Annotated in this window: 9 protein-coding genes and 1 pseudogene; 9 read left to right on the top strand and 1 reads right to left on the bottom strand. The window is 43.6% G+C overall.

Features of this window, described 5'->3' with window-relative positions:
* Window positions 1-23 precede the first annotated feature (23 nt).
* The 6 genes from WG906_RS03500 to WG906_RS03475 all read left to right on the top strand — a co-directional run bounded on the left by WG906_RS03500 (window position 24) and on the right by WG906_RS03475 (window position 11,555).
* Entirely contained in the window at window positions 24-1,955 is a 1,932-nt protein-coding gene (locus tag WG906_RS03500) for a glycoside hydrolase family 97 protein (RefSeq protein ID WP_339991134.1), read from the top strand.
* 28 nt (window positions 1,956-1,983) lie between these two features.
* Window positions 1,984-4,593: a glycoside hydrolase family 31 protein gene (locus tag WG906_RS03495; protein WP_339991133.1), complete on the top strand. Its 2,610-nt coding sequence runs from the start codon at window positions 1,984-1,986 to the stop codon at window positions 4,591-4,593.
* A 54-nt stretch (window positions 4,594-4,647) separates the two neighbouring features.
* Window positions 4,648-5,604 carry a glycoside hydrolase family 43 protein gene (locus tag WG906_RS03490; protein ID WP_339991132.1) on the top strand — a complete coding sequence of 319 codons (957 nt, stop codon included), beginning with the start codon at window positions 4,648-4,650 and terminating at the stop codon, window positions 5,602-5,604.
* A gap of 19 nt (window positions 5,605-5,623) precedes the next feature.
* Complete coding sequence (locus tag WG906_RS03485) at window positions 5,624-8,104, top strand: glycoside hydrolase family 31 protein (protein WP_339991131.1); 2,481 nt, start codon at window positions 5,624-5,626, stop codon at window positions 8,102-8,104.
* A gap of 48 nt (window positions 8,105-8,152) precedes the next feature.
* Complete coding sequence (locus tag WG906_RS03480) at window positions 8,153-10,099, top strand: glycoside hydrolase family 97 protein (RefSeq protein WP_339991130.1); 1,947 nt, start codon at window positions 8,153-8,155, stop codon at window positions 10,097-10,099.
* Window positions 10,100-10,178: 79 nt separating this feature from the next.
* Window positions 10,179-11,555, top strand: coding sequence for a glycoside hydrolase family 43 protein (locus WG906_RS03475; protein ID WP_339991129.1), 1,377 nt, complete (start codon window positions 10,179-10,181; stop codon window positions 11,553-11,555).
* A gap of 877 nt (window positions 11,556-12,432) precedes the next feature.
* Here the strand turns inward: WG906_RS03475 and WG906_RS03470 are convergent.
* The gene (locus tag WG906_RS03470; RefSeq protein ID WP_339991128.1) at window positions 12,433-13,530 is read right to left on the bottom strand and encodes an endo-1,4-beta-xylanase; all 1,098 of its coding nucleotides are present in this window, start codon (window positions 13,528-13,530) and stop codon (window positions 12,433-12,435) included.
* A 539-nt stretch (window positions 13,531-14,069) separates the two neighbouring features.
* Here WG906_RS03470 and WG906_RS03465 point away from each other — a divergent pair.
* The 3 genes and pseudogenes from WG906_RS03465 (at window position 14,070) to WG906_RS03455 (ending at window position 20,195) form a co-directional block, all read left to right on the top strand.
* Entirely contained in the window at window positions 14,070-15,173 is a 1,104-nt protein-coding gene (locus WG906_RS03465; protein ID WP_339991127.1) for an endo-1,4-beta-xylanase, read from the top strand.
* 699 nt (window positions 15,174-15,872) lie between these two features.
* Window positions 15,873-16,319, top strand: a pseudogene (locus WG906_RS03460) (hypothetical protein).
* Window positions 16,320-17,027: 708 nt separating this feature from the next.
* Window positions 17,028-20,195, top strand: a complete 3,168-nt coding sequence (locus WG906_RS03455) for a SusC/RagA family TonB-linked outer membrane protein (RefSeq protein WP_339991126.1) — start codon at window positions 17,028-17,030, stop codon at window positions 20,193-20,195.
* Window positions 20,196-20,200: the final 5 nt, after the last annotated feature.

Raw genomic sequence — 20,200 nt, 5'->3', positions numbered from 1 at the left:
ACCAATAGAATTTTTAGTTTTTTATGAATCGTTGCATTACTGCATTTTTATTGTTATCAGTTTATTGTATCTATCCATCAAGAGCGCAAAAGCTGGTTGTTCAGTCACCAAATAAAAAGAATAGTGTTGCTCTCTATCTTGAAGAAAAAGGCAAGGAATCATACTGGTATCTCAGAGTTACGCAGGTAGATAGTGGAAAAACCAATGAAATTATACCGCGGATAAGTCTTGGTTTAAAAAGAAGTGACCAGGATTTTTCTAAAGACCTGAAGTTTCTGAGGGCAGGAAAGCAAAAGCTGATTTCCGAAAGCTATACCGCTCCACATGGAAAGAAGTCATCCTGCACTAATTCAGCAAATGAGGTGTCAGTTTCTTTCGAAAGCCCTCTCAAATCAAAATTGAATGTTATCATCCGGGTTTACAATGACGGGCTGGCCTTTCGTTACGAATTTCCCGAAGAAAGTGGAAGTTACACGATGTTGGATGAATTAACTGCCTATACCATTCCTAAAGAAACGAAGCGCTGGATGCAAAAATGGAACCCGGCCAATGAAGGTCTTTACACTGTTATGAGCGATGATAAAGTGCAGAAACAGGAATGGTGTTATCCTGCACTTTTTCAGGCAAATGCTGGCTCCTGGTTCTTATTGCATGAGGCAGATTTAAACCGGACCTATTGCGGAACGAAATTAAGTAATACGGCAGAATCAGACAGCTACAAGCTTACTTTTCCCGATCAAAGAGATGGACGGGGGCAAGGGGCATCAAACCCAACAATAAGCTTCCCCTGGAAATCGCCATGGAGGGTTGTGATTATTGGAAGTTTGCAGGAATTGGTCACTTCCACATTGGTTGATGATGTTTCAACCCCGGCCACCATAAAAAACACGAACTGGATTAAGCCTGGAATTGTGTCCTGGAATTACTGGTCGAGCAATCACGGTACAAAGGATTATAAAATAGTTACAGATTTTGCTGATCTGGCTGCGGAAATGACCTGGCCTTATACTTTACTTGATTGGGAATGGGACAGTATGAGCAATGGCGGAAAACTCGAAGACGCACTGAAATATATTCAGGCAAAGGGGTTGAAACCACTAATGTGGTATAATTCAGGTGGCGATCATACCTGGGTGCCTTCAACACCTAAAGATAGAATGCTCACCCACGAGAACCGGATAGCGGAGTTTACAAAACTCAAAAAACTAGGAGTTGTGGGTGTTAAGATTGATTTTTTTGAGAGTGAAAAGCAGGATATGATCAAATATTACCTGGATATACTCGAAGATGCAGCTCAGTTTCAAATTATGGTTTATTTCCATGGCTGCATTGTGCCGCGGGGCTGGTCGAGAACTTACCCGCACTTAATGACTTACGAAGCTGTTAGAGGTGCGGAGTGGTACAATAATGGTCCGGAATTTACAACCACTGCTCCGGAGCATAATGCAACGCTTCCATTCACCAGAAATGTAATTGGAGCCATGGATTACACCCCGGTAACCTTTACCAATTCTCAGTTTCCGCACATTACTTCTTACGGGCACGAACTGGCTCTAAGTATTGTATTCGAGTCTAGCTTACAGCATATGGCTGATCGCCCGGAAGGATACCTTAACCTGCCCGACTTTGTTAAGTCCTTTCTTAAGACAATCCCCAGTGCCTGGGATGAAACCCGATTACTTAATGGCTACCCTGGAAAAGATGCAACTATTGCTCGTCGTAAAGGCGATAACTGGTATATAGGGGGAATTAATGCAGAGATCAAAGAAAAGAAACAAAGCTTAAAATTGCCATTCCTGGAAAAGGGAATCAAATACAAATGTACTGTGATTGCGGATGGTAAACACGATAAGGAGTTTATGACAAGCTCTTTTGAGGTAGATCAAACAGGTCTCCTTGATGTGAAATTACTCCGCCGCGGAGGTTTTGTAGCTATGATACGTCCGCTTAATTAAATATGTTTTCGCCGCAATTAGCTGTATTATGAGAGTTTTTATTTTATCAGTTTTCTGCTTGCTTCCCATCATATTATTCGGGCAGCCCTATAAAAATTATACTTTAAAACCAGACAGACTTGTCATCAACCTTTCTGAAGGTGTTCTGAGCCTGATCCCCTTAACAGTCAAAGCCATCAGGGTGCAATGGGAGAAAGGAGGAATTAAAGAATCACAGGATCTGGTTTTAATAAATAAGCAAGCCCTTCCGAAATTTAAGTTCTCTGAAAATCAGACGCATTTAAGGCTAAGTACCTCGGCAGTGACGGTGCTTTTTACCAAGAAAACCGCGACTCTAGATTTTCTGGATAAGGCTGGAAAAGTGTTTTTGAGTGAAACGGCAGGAGGGAGAAAACTAACCTCAAATACCATTTTGGGGGAACCCTGTTTTGTAGCCGAGCAAAGTTTCTCTTCACCAATTGGAGAATCCCTTTTTGGTCTCGGGCAGTTTCAGGACGGCAATTTTAATCTTAAAAATGTAAGCCGGAAACTTACTCAGGTGAATACCCAAATCGCTATTCCCTTTCTTTATTCAAGTAAAAATTACGGAATACTTTGGCACCAGTACGGCTTGACGTATTACAATCCTGCAGACAGCGTAGTTAAACTGGTACAGCATGATACCTCCGAAAGTGAGAAACGGGATGCCGAAGTTACTACAAGCTCAGGAACGCAACGCGTATCGCAGCAACAGGCAGTTTACAACGGAAAGTTTAAGGTTGATAAAGACGGTGAATATTCCGTTATGCTTGATCTTGGCAATATGGACAACCGCCATCTGGTGATTATCGATGGGGTAGCCCACATCGATCAGTCGAATTTATGGCTTCCCCCTTCAGCGGGAAAGCTTGTAAAGTTGAAGGCGGGAGAGCACATCGTTCAGATAATTTGCAAGGCAACAAATACTCCAAAGTTTTCGTGGAAACCTGCTGATAATATTACCACCTTCCGTTCTCCTAATGCGAAATCTTTGGATTACGTAGTGTTTTTTGGAAAAAGTGCAGATGAAGTAATTGCGAGCTATCGTGATCTCTCGGGCAATGTCCCTATGCTGCCATTGTGGGCTTACGGGTTCTGGCAATGCCGGGAACGTTATACTTCGGGCAATCATCTGGTAGAAACTGTAAAGGAATTCAGAAAACGAAATCTGCCCATGGATGTGATTGTGCAGGACTGGCAGTACTGGGGGAAATACGGTTGGGGCGTGCCCAAATTTGACGAAGCGAACTACCCTGAACCGGATAAATTTATCAAACAACTGCATGATCTGAATGCCCGTTTTTCCATTTCCGTATGGGAAAACCTGGATAAGAAATCTGAAGTAGCCAAGGAGTATATTGAAAAAGATCTGTACATAAAGAACAGCCCCTGGATTGATATATATAATCCTGAAACACAAAAAACACATTGGAACGCCTTAAATAAAAATCTGTTTAGTTATGGAGTTGATTCCTGGTGGATGGATGCTACAGAGCCTGAAAATGACGCCCTTACAGGAAAGAGTACATATTATGGATTAGGTGATTTTTACCGCCTGACGTATCCTTTACTCGTATCTAAAGCAGTTTATGAAGGTCAACGTAATACTGATCCTGGTAAGAGGGTAGCCATTCTTACACGATCTGCATTTGCAGGTCAGCAACGCTATGGAACCATTAATTGGTCGGGCGATATAGGCTGGAACTGGGATGCCTTTAAACGGCAGATTGTTGCCGGTTTAAATTTCAACCTGACGGGAATGCCTTACTGGACTACCGATATTGGCGGCTTTTTTCGACCGGGTCAATCCCAGTACACCGACGAAAAATATCACGAGATCTTAACCCGCTGGTTTCAGTGGGGAGTATTTAATCCAATATTTCGGTTACACGGATACCAATCCGAAACAGAGCCCTGGAAGTATGGTGAAAAGGTAGAAAGTAATATGAGAGCCATGCTCAATCTTCGTTACCGATTATTGCCCTACATCTATTCGGAAGCATGGCAGGTTTCTAAAAATGGCTCTACTATGATGCGACCACTGGTAATGGATTTTGCGAACGATGAAAAAGCCGTTCAGCAAGGATATGAATATATGTTTGGCAAGTCTATGTTGGTTGCCCCTGTTACCGAAGCCGGGGCTAGTCAATGGAATGTGTACTTGCCGGTATCTGCAGTATGGTATGACTTCTGGACAGGAAAGAAATACTCCGGCGGACAAACAATATCGGCCGCTTCACCTCATGATAAAATTCCTGTGTTTATAAAAGGCGGATCTATAATCCCGGTAGGAAAAGTGCAGCAATACAGCGGAGAGAAACCTGCGGATGAATTAGAAATCCGGATTTATACCGGCGCTAATGGAACATTCAAACTCTATGAAGACGAAGGCGACAATTACAATTATGAAAAAGGAAAAAACACTACTATCCCCTTTACCTGGAATGATGCTGCAAAAACGATCAGCATTGACGATGTTCAAGGGTCTTACCGCGGCTATCTTAAAAACAGAAAGTTCAATATTCTCATCGTGAAAGACGGAGATGGAATTGATAATCCGCGAAGCGTTAAGAAAACTGTAGTATACCAGGGACGAGGCCTTACGCTAAGCATGAAATAATATGAACCCATTGATAACCATTCCAACCATTACCAAAAAAGCAAACAATAAAATATGAAAAAACTGTTTCTGGCAATAACACTTGCCTGCTGTGTAGTTACAAGTTCAATTGCACAAAATCCCATCATCAAACACATCTTTACCGCCGATCCATCTCCCATCGTTTACAAAGGAAAGGTTTACCTGTACACGGGGCATGATACTGCTTCTGTAACCGCGACAAACTATAAAATGCCCGACTGGCACGTTTTTTCATCAAAGGATATGGTGAAATGGAAAGATCATGGTGCTTTATTGTCTCCATCAACCTTTTCATGGGCAACAGGTGACGCCTATGCCGCCCAATGCATCGAACGTAATGGCAGGTTCTACTGGTTTGTGTCAACCTTCCACAAAAATGATGGGGTTAGTAACGGTGGTGCGGCTATCGGTGTAGCTGTTTCAGACAAGCCTACAGGCCCGTTTAAAGACGCTATCGGAAAGGCGCTTGTTATTAACGAGATGACAAAGGATAAGCCACATGCATGGGATGATATCGACCCCACGGTTTTCGTAGATGACGATGGCCAGGCCTATATGTTCTGGGGAAATGGAAGCTGCAAATGGGTTAAGTTGAAGAAAAATATGATTGAGATGGATGGTCCTATTTCTGTTATAATCCCTAAAGGTTATATTGAGGGCCCCTGGGTGTATAAACGGAAAGACTTATATTATCTGGTCTATGCCAGTGCAGGCACCAAACCTGAAATGATCGAATATTGTACCGCTAAAAATCCTGCCGGGCCCTGGACTTACCGGGGAATTATTCAGGAGAATGTACCGAATAGTTTTACAACACATCCGGGTATTGTAGATTTTAAGGGAAAGTCTTATTTCTTCTATCATAATGGAGTGCTGCCGACGGGAGGTAGTTACCGGCGTTCTATATGCGTAGATTATATGTATTATAATGAGGATGGCACTATTAAGCCAATAGTTCAAACATCTGCGGGCGTTGCACGTGTTAAATAGCTTTAAATGTCATCTAAGCATGCTTGTTAATGCAGGCGAGAGTGGTATGATGATTTTAAATTATTATAAATCAGATAAAAAAATGATTGTACGTTTTACCAGCGCAGCATTATTCCTATTTATAGCTGCAGGCTTTTCAGCCAATGCACAAACTTTTCAAAGAACTGATACAGGGGTAAAAACGCAGGTAGGTTCAAGCGGGATTGAAATTCGCTTTTATTCTCAGTCTATTGTTAGAATACTCAAATCACCAACATCCGGGATTGTAGCTAAAAAAAGCTTATCAGTAATTAAAACGCCTATAAAGACGCCTTTCACTGTGAATCTCAAGGGAGACGAACTTAATTTAGTTACTAATGCTCTTTTGGTTGTCTTCAATCAAAAGACCGGACAGTTTAGCTTCAAGACTCCTGAGGGTGCTGATCTCTTAAAGGAAAAAGAATCCGGAACACTATTTAGGCCTTTTAATGATGCAGGAAGTCGGACTCACACCGTGGGCCAGACCTTTACCCTTGAAGACGGCGAAAGTATTTATGGCCTGGGGTCACAACAAGGCGGGAAGATGGTGCAGCGCAACCTGAAGTTGAACATGGTTCAGGGCAATACAGATGATTATGTTCCTTTCATTCATTCTGTTAAAGGTTATGGCCTGTTCTGGGATAATTATTCTCCCACTGTGTTTGAAGACAATGCCCAGGGTACTTCCTTCAAATCGGACGTTGGAGAGGCTGTGGATTATTATTTTATGTATGGTCGCAATGCTGATGGAGTAATTGCCGGGATGCGCGAACTTACCGGTCAGGCGCCTATGTTTCCTCTATGGACCTATGGCTTTTGGCAGAGCAAAGAACGATATAAGAGCCATAACGAACTGGTAGATGTAGTTAAAAAATATCGTCAGCTTGGCGTTCCATTGGATGGCATTATTCAGGACTGGCAGTACTGGGGAAACAACTACTTATGGAATGCAATGGAGTTCCTTAACGGCGAGTTTTACAACCCTAAGAAGATGGTGGAGGACGTACATGCCCAAAATGCTAAGATGATTATATCTATCTGGTCATCTTTCGGTCCGCATACCAAGCCATACAGGGAAATGGACAAGCAAAATATGCTTCTGAATTTTGAAACCTGGCCGCAGGCGGGTACTGACACATGGCCCCCTAACAAAGAGTATCCCTCCGGCGTCCGCGTTTATGATGCATACAATCCGGCTGCCCGCGATATTTACTGGAAATACCTCAGCAAAGGAATATTTTCTTTAGGTATGGATGGATGGTGGATGGACTCAACCGAGCCCGATCACTTGAGCTTCAAACCGGAAGATTTTGATAATAAAACGTTTCTTGGATCATTTAGAAAAGTTAGGAATGCCTATCCTTTGATGGCTGTGGGTGGTGTGGCAGAACACCAAAAGGCCGAAAGCCTGAAAAAACGGGTATTTATCCTCACGCGCTCAGCTTTCGCGGGTCAGCAACGGTTTGGTGCTAACACCTGGTCGGGAGACGTAACGGCTTCCTGGAAAGCATTGGAAAATCAAATCTCGGCCGGACTGAATTTTTCGCTCTGCGGAATACCATTCTGGAACAGCGATATAGGCGGCTTTTTCCTTTCCAGATTCCCGAGAAAATTAGAAGATCCTGAGTACCGCGAATTGTATGTGAGGTGGCTTCAATTTGGAACTTTTTGTACGATGATGCGCTCTCATGGTGCCGACGCCCCGCGTGAAATCTATCAATTTGGCAGCAAGGGCGGTAAGGCCTATGATGCAATCGAAAAATTCATCCATCTCCGGTACCGTTTGTTACCCTATATTTATTCCGCTTCACGTGACGTTACAGCCAATCAGTCGAGCATGATGCGGGCTTTGATGATGGATTTTGCCGCAGATAAAAATGCTTTAGATATTAATAACGAGTTTATGTTTGGTAAATCTATTCTTGTTGCACCGGTTACTCAGGCTATGTATATAAAACCCGCTCAGGGAACCGGAACTCCTTCTGAGGATTTCAGCTCGGTAAAAATTAAAGAAGTGTATCTGCCACAGGGGGCGGGTTGGTACGACTTCTGGACCGGTGAAAAAAACAGCGGTGGTAAAAAGGTGAGTAAGGAAACCCCTATGGATATTATTCCCCTTTATATTAAAGCCGGTTCTATAATGCCTCTTGGCCCAAAAGTGCAGTATGCGGAGGAGAAGAAATGGGATAATCTGGAAATACGCGTTTATCCGGGAGCTAATGGTACGTTTACTCTGTACGAGGATGAAAACGATAATTACAACTATGAGAAAGGAGTTTATTCGACTATCGATTTTAAATGGGACGATGCAAAACGTACCCTGACGATCAACGATAGAAAAGGATCTTTTCCAGGAATTCTTAAGAACAGAAAGTTCAATATTGTAATGGTAGGCAAGGGTGTGGGGTTGGATACGGAACCGGTTATCCCGTTTGATAAGGCGGTAAAATACACGGGAAAAAAAGTGAGCGTTAAGCTTTAATAGTCCATCATGCAAGCTTCATATCCATTAAAAAACAATTATTCTCAAATGAAAAAACTTTACTTCGCAGTAATCCTGTGCTTCTTATTTTCCAATGGCATTGCGCAAGATGCTGTAATTTCCAGTCCGGACAAGCTCCTGAAACTGATTGTGCGTGTTCAGGACGGAAAGCCCCTGTTTTCTGTTACCTACAAAGGAAAAACTATGCTTGAAGAATCCCCGCTTGGCCTCACCACCAATGAGGGTGATTTTAGTACGGGGATGAAGTATTTGGGAAAAGATGTGGGTCGCGTAGAAAAAAATTATAGCGAGGATAAAATAAAGAAATCTCAGATTCAGTACCGCGCCAACAGGCTCAGCTGTTCGTTTGAAAACGCGCAGAAGAAACAAATCAAAGTAGTGTTTCAGGTAAGTGATAATGATATCGCTTTCCGTTATGAATTACCTGTATGGGGAGAAAGGATGTCGTGTTTTGTAGAAAAAGAAGCTACAGGATTTAACTTTCCTGAAAGCACCACCACTTTCCTGTCGCCAATGATGCGTCCGATGACCGGTTTTGCCCGGACTGCTCCAAGCTATGAAAGTGCTTATTCTGCAGATGCTCCGATGATACGGAACACTCCCAATAAAGGAGGATATGTATTTCCGGGACTCTTCCGTTTGGGTAAAGATGGCTGGGTTCTCTTGTCTGAAACAGGGGTTAGCAGCTTGTACTGCGGGTCTCATTTAAGTGAATCTTCAGAGGATGGTATTTATTCAATCGAATACCCTGATCCTAAACAAAATAATGGATTTGGAAGTTCGGGGGCAGCCATTGCACTCCCCGGAGTGACGCCCTGGAGAACGATAACTCTGAGTGATAATTTAAAGCCTATTGTTGAAACAACTATACCTTTCGATGTGGTAGAACCCTTATATGAGGCATCTCAGAAATATAAGTATGGACGTTCAACCTGGAGCTGGATTGTGTGGCAGGACAACAGTATGAATTACGAAGATCAGGTAAAGTATATTGATTTGGCTGCTGCTTTGAAGTATGAATACATTTTAATGGATGCTCTTTGGGATACGAATATTGGCAGGGACCGTATGCGGGAGCTGATTAAATATGCTAATACCAAAGGTGTAGATGTGTTTCTTTGGTATAACTCAAACGGCCCCTATAATGATGCGCCACAAGGACCGCGGAATAAAATGAGTACATCCATTGAGCGAAAAAAAGAGATGAAGTGGCTTCGCGAGGCAGGAGTTAAAGGTCTGAAAGTAGATTTTTTCGGCGGGGATAAGCAGGAGACGATGCGCCTGTATGAAGATATTCTTTCTGACGCAAATGATTACGGTTTAATGATCATCTTTCATGGCACTACTTTACCGCGCGGATGGGAGCGAATGTATCCTAATTTCGTGGGAAGTGAGGCGGTAGTAGCGTCCGAGATGCTCATTTTTGTTCAGGGCGTTCGCGAGGCTGAGGCCCACAATGCCACCCTACATCCATTTATAAGAAACACAGTAGGAAGCATGGAGTTCGGTGGAACCTTGCTAAATAAATACCTGGTGAAAAGTAACGAAGGCAGGAACAAGCGTCTGACTACCGATGTTTTTCAACTAGCTACAGCGGTATTATTTCAAAATCCGGTGCAGATGTTTGGTCTTACACCAAATAATTTAACAGATGTTCCGGCCTTTGAAATCGAATTCATGAAACAAGTGCCTACAACCTGGGACGAAACGGTTTATATAGACGGTTATCCCGGCAAGTATTGTATCATAGCTCGCCGTCATGGAAATGACTGGTATGTGGCAGGCGTAAATGGAGAAAAGCAGACACTGAAGAAAAATGTCAAGCTGCCAATGCTTGCAGGAAAAAAAGTTCGGATGTACGGCGACAATCAAAATAAGGAAGCCTATACCAGAGATCTGGATGTCAAAAAAGGTGGGTCCCTGGAAATTGAAATGCAGCCGGGAGGCGGATTGATACTGGCTCCGGTTAAATAATATAAAAAACAGAAAGAAGCAGTACAAGACCTATACCAGCTCTTAGTTTTAATTCTACGACAGACAAATTATACAGACAATGAAATTTAAAAACCTTAAAAGAATTTTTTTGGTACAGGCACTTATGTTCTGCTTCTTCTTGCAAGATACGAATGCACAAAATCCGATTGTGCAAACAATGTATACTGCTGATCCTGCTCCATTGGTCTATAAGGATAAATTATACCTCTATACCAGTCACGATGAAGATCAGTCCACCTGGTTTGTAATGGATGACTGGAAATTGTATACCACAACCGATATGGTTAACTGGACGGATCATGGTGCAGTAGCATCTTATAAAACATTCGAATGGGCCAAAGGCGATGCATGGGCGATACAGGTTGTAGAACGGGGCGGAAAGTTTTACCTCTATGCGCCGGTAACAACTAAGGCAACTAACGGTCCAGCTATCGGTGTGGCTGTTTCAGATAGTCCGTACGGCCCCTTCAGAGATCCCCTTGGAAAACCTTTAGTTCGGTCGGGCAAGGGAGATATTGATCCGACTGTGTTTATTGACGACGACGGTCTGGCCTATCTGTACTGGGGAAATCCCTACAACTATTATGTGAAGCTCAATGAGGATATGATATCATATTCCGGAGAAATTGTAAAGGTACCGATGACCGAAGCCTCCTTCGGTAAACGTGAAGGTAATGTGCCGGAACGTCCCACCTCGTACGAAGAGGGGCCATGGTTGTATAAACGCAAAAGTTTGTACTATCTGCTTTGGGCGGGCGGCCCACTCCCTGAGCATATCGGATACTCTACAAGTAAAAGTCCTGTGGGGCCCTGGGCAAACCGGGGCACACTCATGGCTACAGAACGCGGAAGCTTTACCAATCACCCGGGAATGGTAGATTACAGGGGGAAGACGTATTTCTTTTATCATAATGGAGCTTTACCTGGAGGGGGAGGTTTTAATCGTTCCGTCGCTGTAGAAACGGCCGAGTTCAGTAAAGACGGTACTATAAAGCCTATGAAAATGACAAAGGGAATTGAACAAGGCCTCGAAACCCTAAACCCCTACAGAAAAACGGAAGCAGAAACGATAGCATATTCAGAAGGGGTAAAAGCTTCGCAAAGCGATGAAGTAGGGGTTTTCGTTAATGCTGTTAAAAATGGGGGCTATTTGAAAATCAGGGATGCCGACTTTCGTGAACACGGAGCTACAAAACTAACGACCAGGATTGGAACCACACATAATTCTGGCGTAACTATGGAAGTACGCGCCGACAGTAAGGAGGGGCAGCTTCTTGGGACCTTAAAGGTGCCTCTTACGGGAGGAGATGACCGGTGGGCTCTGGTAACAACCGATATTCAGAAGGTGACCGGAGTACATGACCTTTATTTTATCTTCAAAGGCGATAAGCCGGGGAGAATCATGTATTTTGATTATTGGATGTTTTCGAAATAGGGTTCTTGTCCTTAGACTGAGATTGTACGGTAGCTAAAGGCGTACGGTAGCGTCATGCTGAGCACGTCGAAGCAAGGAGCGGAGAGAATCTCAACGAACAGCCCTTACGCCCACCACACCCTTTTCGACGGGCTCAATGTGACGTCTGGCCCGCGTCCGTCTCCCAAAAAGCGGTGGCAATAATGCGTCCCTGAGCCCTGTACGGTAGCGTCATGCTGAGCTCGTCGCAGCATAGAGCGGAGAGAATCTCAACGAACAGCCCTTACGCCCACCACACACATTTCGACGCGCTCAATGTGACGTCTTGCCCGCGTCCGTCTCTCAAAAATCGGTGGCAATAATGCGGCCCTGAGCAATGTACGGTAGCGTCATGCTGAGCACGTCGAAGCAAGGAGCGGAGAGAATCTCAACGAACAGCCCTTACGCCCACCACACACATTTCGACGGGCTCAATGTGACGTCTGGCCCGCGTCCGTCTCTCAAAAATCGGTGGCAATAATGCGGCCCTAACCCCTGTACGGTAGCGTCATGCTGAGCTCGTCGAAGCATAGAGCGGAGAGAATCTCAACGAACAGCCCTTACGCCCACCACACACATTTCGACGCGCTCAATGTGAGGTCTGGCCCGCGTCCGTCTCTCAAAAGCGATGGCAATAATGCGGCCTGAGCCCTGAACGGTAGCGTCATGCTGAGCTCGTCGAAGCATAGAGCGGAGAGAATATCAACGAACAGCCCTTACGCCCACCACACACATTTCGACGGGCTCAATGTGACGTCTGGCCCGCGTCCGTCTCTCAAAAATCGGTGGCAATAATGCGGCCCTAAGCCCTATACGGAAGCGTCATGCTGAGCTCGTCGAAGCAAGGAGCGGATATAAATTAAAACTTTACAACCTCACTATAAACTTTCTTCGGCTGCAAATTAGTGTCAAACAGGAGAGGGTAATTTTTTCTGCCGCGCCCATCAAGCCAGCTATATTTATCCGAAAGATTCCAGAATGTTACGCCGGAGATGTTCTTGCGGTATTTACGAAATACTTCAAATACCATCTTATATTTTTCCAGCTGCTGTTGCTCCATTTCAGCTGTAAAGACCGGCGTTTCCATCTGGCGGCGTTGTCCCTGGATAAGCTGCCCTCCCTGCCTTCCTGAATACACAGAAACATCGAGCTCTGTAAACTGAATCTGCAGGCCAAGCGAAGAGAACATTTGAATGGATTTTTCCAGTTCCTCTCTTGATGGAGAATTTATCGACCAGTGTGCCTGAAGTCCAACACCATGAACAGGAATTCCTTTGTCAAGTAAATTCTTTAGTAAACGATATATCTTATCTCGTTTTGCAGGAATTTCTGTGTTATAATCGTTATAGAAAAGGATAGCTTTTGGATCAGCTTCATGAGCATACTCAAATGCTTTCTCAATAAAATCGTCGCCTGTTATTTCGAACCATTTTGATTTACGAAGGAAGGTAGTGTCGTCTGCAATCACTTCGTTTACCACGTCCCAGGCATAAATTCGCCCTTTGTAGCGCGATACTACTGTTTGGATATGGTTTTTAAGGCGCTGCAGGAGCACCGTTTTCGTTACCTGTTTGCCTGTAGAATCCGTAAACATCCAGGAAGGAGTTTGTGCATGCCAGCAAAGGGTATGTCCGCGCACGTTTATCTTATTCCGAACACCAAAAGCCACTATTGAATCTGCGTCCCTCCAGAAAAAGCGGTTCTCCTGAGGATGTATAGGTCCCATTTTCATGGCATTTTCCGCAGTAATGCTGTTAAATTCCTTCAGAATGAGGTTTTTTTCTTCGCCCGGGCGGAGATCGGACGGCCGTACAGCTACACCTATTGGAAAATATTTTTTATAATAGTCTTTTAATCCTTTTTGAGGGTTCTCCCGCTTCTTCATTGATGCTGCAATCATGATTACAGACATGAAGACCAGAGTGATAATAAGCTTTGTTTTTGTAAATCTATGCATGTGGGTACTGGTTATAAAATCTGGTCAAAGATACCGGCAATACAATCTATAGCTTGTTGCAATTGGCTACAATATCGGAACAGATGTTCAGGAGCACCCGATTTTAGGACGTTTTAGGTAACATTTTTGTAGCGACTGCTTATTTTCTTATCAGGAATGGGCGAAATGGAGATATCCTGCCAGGATAATGTTTTTAGTAAGTTCCAATTGCCGCACTGATTTATGCTCTCCCTGCTTTGAACATTTGTTCCATTATCTCGAACAATCCTGAAAGCTTCCTATTTTTTCGGCTTCTATTTTTACATCGTTCTGTATGATGACTAATTTATAACCAAAACAGCATGAGCTGGTCTTAACAGTACGTCGAAACAAAAATTCCGGTTTGTCAGCAGATAAATGCAAACAATCTCATTGAGAGCGATGATTGTTCGCAGCACTGGTCAGTATTGGATCGGAGTTGATACTCGCACCTTCCGCCGACCACAAGAACATGTTTTTGATTTACTATTAGAATAGATCAATATTAAAATGAATATCAAATGACGAGGAGAAGAAAAACAGCAGTAATAATTGCGTCGTTAACGGCGCTAGTTATTGTCGCCTGCGCAAGCAGGAAAAGCGCACCAGGTAATCCGGACAAAGGGCTCAGGAATTACTATGAATCCTATTTCAAAATGGGTGTGGCAGTACGACCTCAGGATCTGAGCGGCGAAACCGCAAAATTTATCTTGAAACATTATAATAGTATCACGGCAGAGAACGCCATGAAAATGGGGCCGATACATCCGGAGGAGAATCGGTATTTCTGGCGTGATGCAGACTCTATCGTGAATTTTGCTCAAAGGCATGGCATTGGAGTTCGGGGCCACAATCTGTGTTGGCATGAGCAAACACCGGGCTGGATGTTTAAAGACGCTGAGGGTAAACAGGTGAGTAAGGAAGTGCTTTTGCAAAGATTAAAAGATCACATATTTACAGTAGCAGGACGATATAAGGGAAAGATTTACGCCTGGGACGTGGTGAATGAAGTTATTGATGATGACAGCACAAAGTTTCTAAGAAACTCTTTGTGGTACCAGATATGTGGTGAAGACTTCATAGTTAAGGCCTTTGAGTATGCGCGGCAGGCAGATCCGGCCGCTAAGCTTTTCTATAACGACTACAATACCGAGAGGCCCGGAAAAATGGACCGTCTTTACCGCTTGATGAAAAAACTGGTGGACGCAAAAGTTCCTATAGACGGGGTGGGATTGCAGGCCCATTGGTCAATTTATGAGCCTTCAGAAGCGGAGCTTCGCAATACCATCGGGAAGATGGCTTCTCTTGGATTGGAAGTGCAGATTACCGAGCTTGATATGTCGATTTATCCCTGGGAGAAAGATAGGAGACAAAAGCGTGCCGGAGAATCAGATACACTGACCCCTGAGCTCGAGCAAAAGCAGGTAGAACAATACTCTAAGGTCTTTAAAGTTTTCAGGGATTATAAAGATGTGGTGACGAACGTTACTTTCTGGAATATTTCTGACCGGTATACCTGGTTGGACGGATATCCTGTCCCCGGACGTAAAAATTATCCCCTTTTATTTGATACGAATTTGCAGCCCAAAAAGGCCTTTTGGGGCGTTGTGAATTTCAAGAAATAGTACATGAAAATCTTTAAAGGGAATATTTCTGTTCGAAATCCTGGGCGGATTTTTTCAAGCAAATGCAGTTGAAACCGATGTTTACGTTTCCTTCAAAAAATCCGCGTCGGCTATCTCTTTAAGTTCAGGAGGAAAGTAGCAGGCTTGCTTAGCAGTAAAAGTGACCGGACGGGGTGATAGGGCGTTCGGTGATTTAAGAAAAGATATAAAAACAATGACTGGCCTGGAGCCTGTATGGAACGAGGATATTTCAAAAGGTTCTGATTTGTTTGTCATTGCCGTAACCATTGTAAGAGTGAATATATCGATCAGCTTATCAGGGCCGGAAAAATAGATGTTGCCGGAAATGGGAGACTTCGATCACACAGGTTGTAGAAAAGCCTTTTCCCGGAATAAAACGCGCATAGTGATCGCAGAAGCGACAAGCGCCGCACTATTTATGGGATATACACGCTTTCGGCACAGATTGATGTATCTCCATGGAATTGGTGGGCAGATGTGCCCCTTGTGAGGCAAAAGGATGTATTCGTGCTTGCAGGCAGGGCATGTACAAAAAGAACCGGCAGTAAAGCACAGAGGTATATTTCTAATGATGAGGCGCCTGCCTTAACAGGTTGGGCCCGTGATAGTAGAAGAGAATGGCTATGTATCTATTGAAGCTGAAAATTCCAGCCTGGCCACCAAGTCCGATTCTGTACAGTGGAGAATGCTGCTGATAATGGAAGAACAGCTTCTGCAGTGTCAGCATACCCGGTTACCGCGGGGCCCTCGCTTGTACCCGGTAAAGATTCGCCGCATCTGAAGTACGACATTTATTTGTTCAGTAAAGATAAAATAGATATCAATGTGTATCTCTCGCCGACCTTAGCTTTTTCAAATTCTACAGGGCTCAGATATGCTGTCTCTATCGATAATTAGGAGCCTCAGATCGTCAACCTGCACCAGGGAATGTCTGAAAGAGCCTGGGAAAAAGCTGTGGCCGAAAATATCAAAGTATTAATTACTACGCATCTTGTGAAAGAAGAGGGCAGGCATATTCTCAAATTCTGGCGGATAGATCCGGGGGTGGTTCTGCACAAGATCGTGGTAGATACTGGAAATCTTAAACCATCTTTTCTGGCTCCGCCCGAGACTGCGAGGCGATAAAACAAAATCGGACGCCGGCAAGAGCCTGAAAGCCGGAGAAAACGAAGAGCTTCAACCCCTGGCAATTAGAAAAATAGCCTTTGTTTTTAATTTAATTTAAAAAAAACGAGTCATTTATGTCAACGTTGGCATAAAGAAACGGTTTTCCTGATAAAATGCTTTGATAATGCTCTTTATGAACAAATGAGATAGAAATATGTACAAATGTGCCATACGAAAAAAGTCACCTAATCTATCTTTAGATATTCAAAAACAGACTGATGATGAACAGTCGGGGTTTTTAAAAACTGGCCAACTAAAAAACCTACGATAGGAATCAATGCAGAATGTCTGCATGGCTTTAATATCACCAAAAAATTGTAACAACTAATTTAAACTTATATGCTAAAATTTTTACAACCAAAGACCCGTCATGGAGGGGGTATTTCTAAACGTCTTCCTGCTAACATCCTCTCAATAGGAAGCGGATAAATCTGTAGCATTTTTATAAGGTGGCAGGAATGGAGTACTGTTATCCTCAATGCTTAGAGTGAAACATGAATATCGATCACTAATCAAACTTTTAACTAAACCTAACTAATGAACAAATTTCTTAATTCATTAAAAGAACCGTCTCGTTCTTTTAAGTACGCTATTTTCTGTCAGAGGTCTAATGGCCATAATACAGTGAACCGAACCTAACTAATTCTATTTTCTAGAACCTTAATAATGGAAAAATTTACCAAATTCTATAATGTTGCTCCTGTTAAGAGAAGTTCACAAGGGCATACGTTAAAATTCACCTTTACGATTCTGATCCTGCTGTTAGCAGGTGTTGTCTTCGGTCAGCAGAGCCGGGTTGTAAGAGGAATTGTTGTCGATCAGCAAAAACAGCCTGTTATCGGAGCAGGCGTTGCCGTCAAGGGGTCGGCCTCCCGGGCCATGACAGATGTAAATGGCGCGTTTTCGATTAATGTTCCTGCCGAAGGACGATTTCTCGTAATCACATACCTGGGCATGACGACCCAGGAAGTCGACATCAGTGGCAAAAATACAGTGACCGTATCTATGAAAGACGATGTTGCGCAATTAGAGCAAGTTGTAGTGGTCGGTTACGGACAACAGAAAAAGCAAAGCGTGGTAGGAGCTATTACACAAACAACAAGCGAAGTTTTAGAGCGTAATGGTGGTGTATCTAGTTTGGGCGCTGCCTTAACCGGAAACTTACCAGGTGTAATTACTACAGCGAGTACGGGGATGCCAGGGGAGGAAGATCCTCAAATCCTTATCCGTGGCCGCAGTACATGGAATAATGCCAGTCCGCTCATTTTGGTCGATGGTGTGGAGCGTTCGATGAACAATATCGATATACAGTCTGTAGAATCAATTTCGGTTTTGAAAGATGCTTCCGCTACCGCTGTTTTTGGCGTTAAAGGTGCTAACGGAGTAATCCTTATCACTACAAAACGAGGGCGTGAAGGGAAAGCCCAGATCAGAGCCTCTCTTAATACCGTGATGAAGGCTCCGTCAAAGTTACCCGGCAAATTGGATTCTTACGACATGTTCAAAACTCGTAATCAAACTATCGAGTATGAGCTGGGTTTAGCACCGGGCGCCTGGTCTTCCTATATGCCTGAAGGTCTGATGATGAAATACCGGTCTCCTGCTAATTTAGAAGAAGCAGAGCGGTATCCAAATGTTGACTGGGTAGACGTGCTTTTTAAAGATGACGCAATGTCTTACAACGCAAACGTTAATATTAGCGGTGGAACTCCTTTTGTCAAGTATTTTTCTTCTGTCGATTATCTTTCTGAAGGAGACCTCTTTAACCGGTTCGATAACAACCGGGGATATGATGGTGGTTATGGTTTCAAAAGAATGAATGTTCGGAGCAATCTCGATTTTCAACTTACGCCCAGCACTGTTTTCAAAACAAATGTAGCAGGTTCCAGAGGCTTAACAACAAGACCATGGATTGGTGTAAATCCGTATAATACCTGGACTGCAGCTTATTCTGCTGCTCCAAACTTGTTTTTGCCTAAGTATTCAGACGGCACGTGGGGTTATTATGCGCCTAATGTGCAGCAAGGTCTAAACTCTGCCCAGATATTGTCTACCAGTGGTCTGCAAGAGGTGACTACTTCGAGAATCACAACCGACTTTACTATTGATCAAAATCTTAAAGCAATAGTAAAAGGCCTTAGTGCCAGAGGAAATATTTCTATCGACAATACTTTCATCGAAAATGCCCGTGGAGTAAATGATACCAATAACGGTACTCTTAATAGGTATATAGATCCGGTAACCGGACTTCTTACCTATTCGCAAACTAAGGACCCGGCTACCGAGCTCGAATGGAGAGAAAGTGTGCGCTGGGCGCCTGCCCCTGGTAACGTAGACGACAATGCTACTTATCGTCGTTTATTTTCAACGCTTCAGTTGAATTACGGGACGCAGATTGCCAAGAATCATAACCTTACGGCGATGGGGCTTTGGAGCCGTGATCAATATGCTTCTGGAAGTGTAATACCAAGTTATCGTGAAGACTGGGTATTCCGTACAACATATAACTTTAAAGGTAAGTATAGCCTTGACTATAGCGGGGCCTACAACGGTTCTGAAAGGTTTGGGCCAGAAAATCGTTTTGATTTCTTCTCTGCTGGGGGAATCGGCTGGATGCTGTCTGAAGAAAAGTTTATGAAATCGATCACATCCATAAACATGCTAAAAATAAGAGCGTCTTACGGAGAGATTGGTGATGATGGTGGATCTCCAAGATTCGCTTACCAGGATACATGGGCTTTTGGTGGCAGAACACCTTTAGGAATTACCGGCGAAGCTGCCGAACAAAGCCCTTACAATTGGTACAGACAAGTAGGTGTAGGAAACGCTAACATTCGCTGGGAGAAAGTAGCTAAAAAGAATTTAGGGCTGGATTTCGGAATATTTCGGGATATGATCACAGGGAGTATAGACTTCTTTCAGGATGATAGAAGCGATATAATCACCACAAACCGGGCTGTGCCTACTTATTATGGTGCAAACCCTCCTCCGGCCAATGTTGGAAAGGTGCGGTCAAAAGGCTATGAATTTGATATTCGTTTCAACAAGAAAATAAATAGTAATCTCCGTTTATGGTCAAACGTCAACTTTACCCGTGCGACCAATAGAGTTATTCTGGCTGACGTTGCGGAACTATTACCGCTTTATTCTAAACCTATTGAAAAGCAGATAGGTCAGGCATATTCTTATGTGAGCCAAGGATATTACAATACATGGGATGAGCTTTTTGCCAGCACCCAGCATAATGCGAACGATAACCAAAAGCTTCCAGGCAATTTCCATATAATCGACTATAACGGGGATGGAATTATAGATGCAAATGATAACGTTCCTTATGGGTTTTCAGGAGCGCCTGAAAATACATATAACGCAACCCTGGGATTCGATATTAAGCGATTTAGTGTCTTTGCTCAGTTCTACGGTGTGAATAATGTTACCCGCCAGGTAGTATTGGGATCTTTCGCCGGAAAAAACACTGTTGCTTACGAGGAAGGTTCTTACTGGAATAAAGATAATACCAGCCCGGACGGGCCGATGCCTCGCTGGGAATCTACACCGACGGGCTTCTACACCGCCGACAGATATATGTATGATGCTTCTTACATCCGTCTTAAAAATGCGGAGATAGCTTATACCTTCAACCAAAGCTGGGTTAAAAAAGCAGGTATGTCAAGCGTGAGACTATTCTTAAACGGGAATAATCTTCATGTGTGGTCAAAAATGCCGGACGACCGTGAAGCTAATTATCAGGGAGCTGGTGGCCAGGGGTGGGCTTCTCAGGGAGCTTACCCAACTGTAAAACGTTATAACCTGGGTGCTAATATCACCTTCTAATTATT

The sequence above is a fragment of the Pedobacter superstes genome (genome assembly GCF_037622515.1).
Lineage (GTDB): Bacteria > Bacteroidota > Bacteroidia > Sphingobacteriales > Sphingobacteriaceae > Paradesertivirga > Paradesertivirga superstes.
The sequence above is the reverse complement of the archived record's forward strand: the minus strand, read 5'-3'. Positions and strand labels throughout refer to the sequence as shown.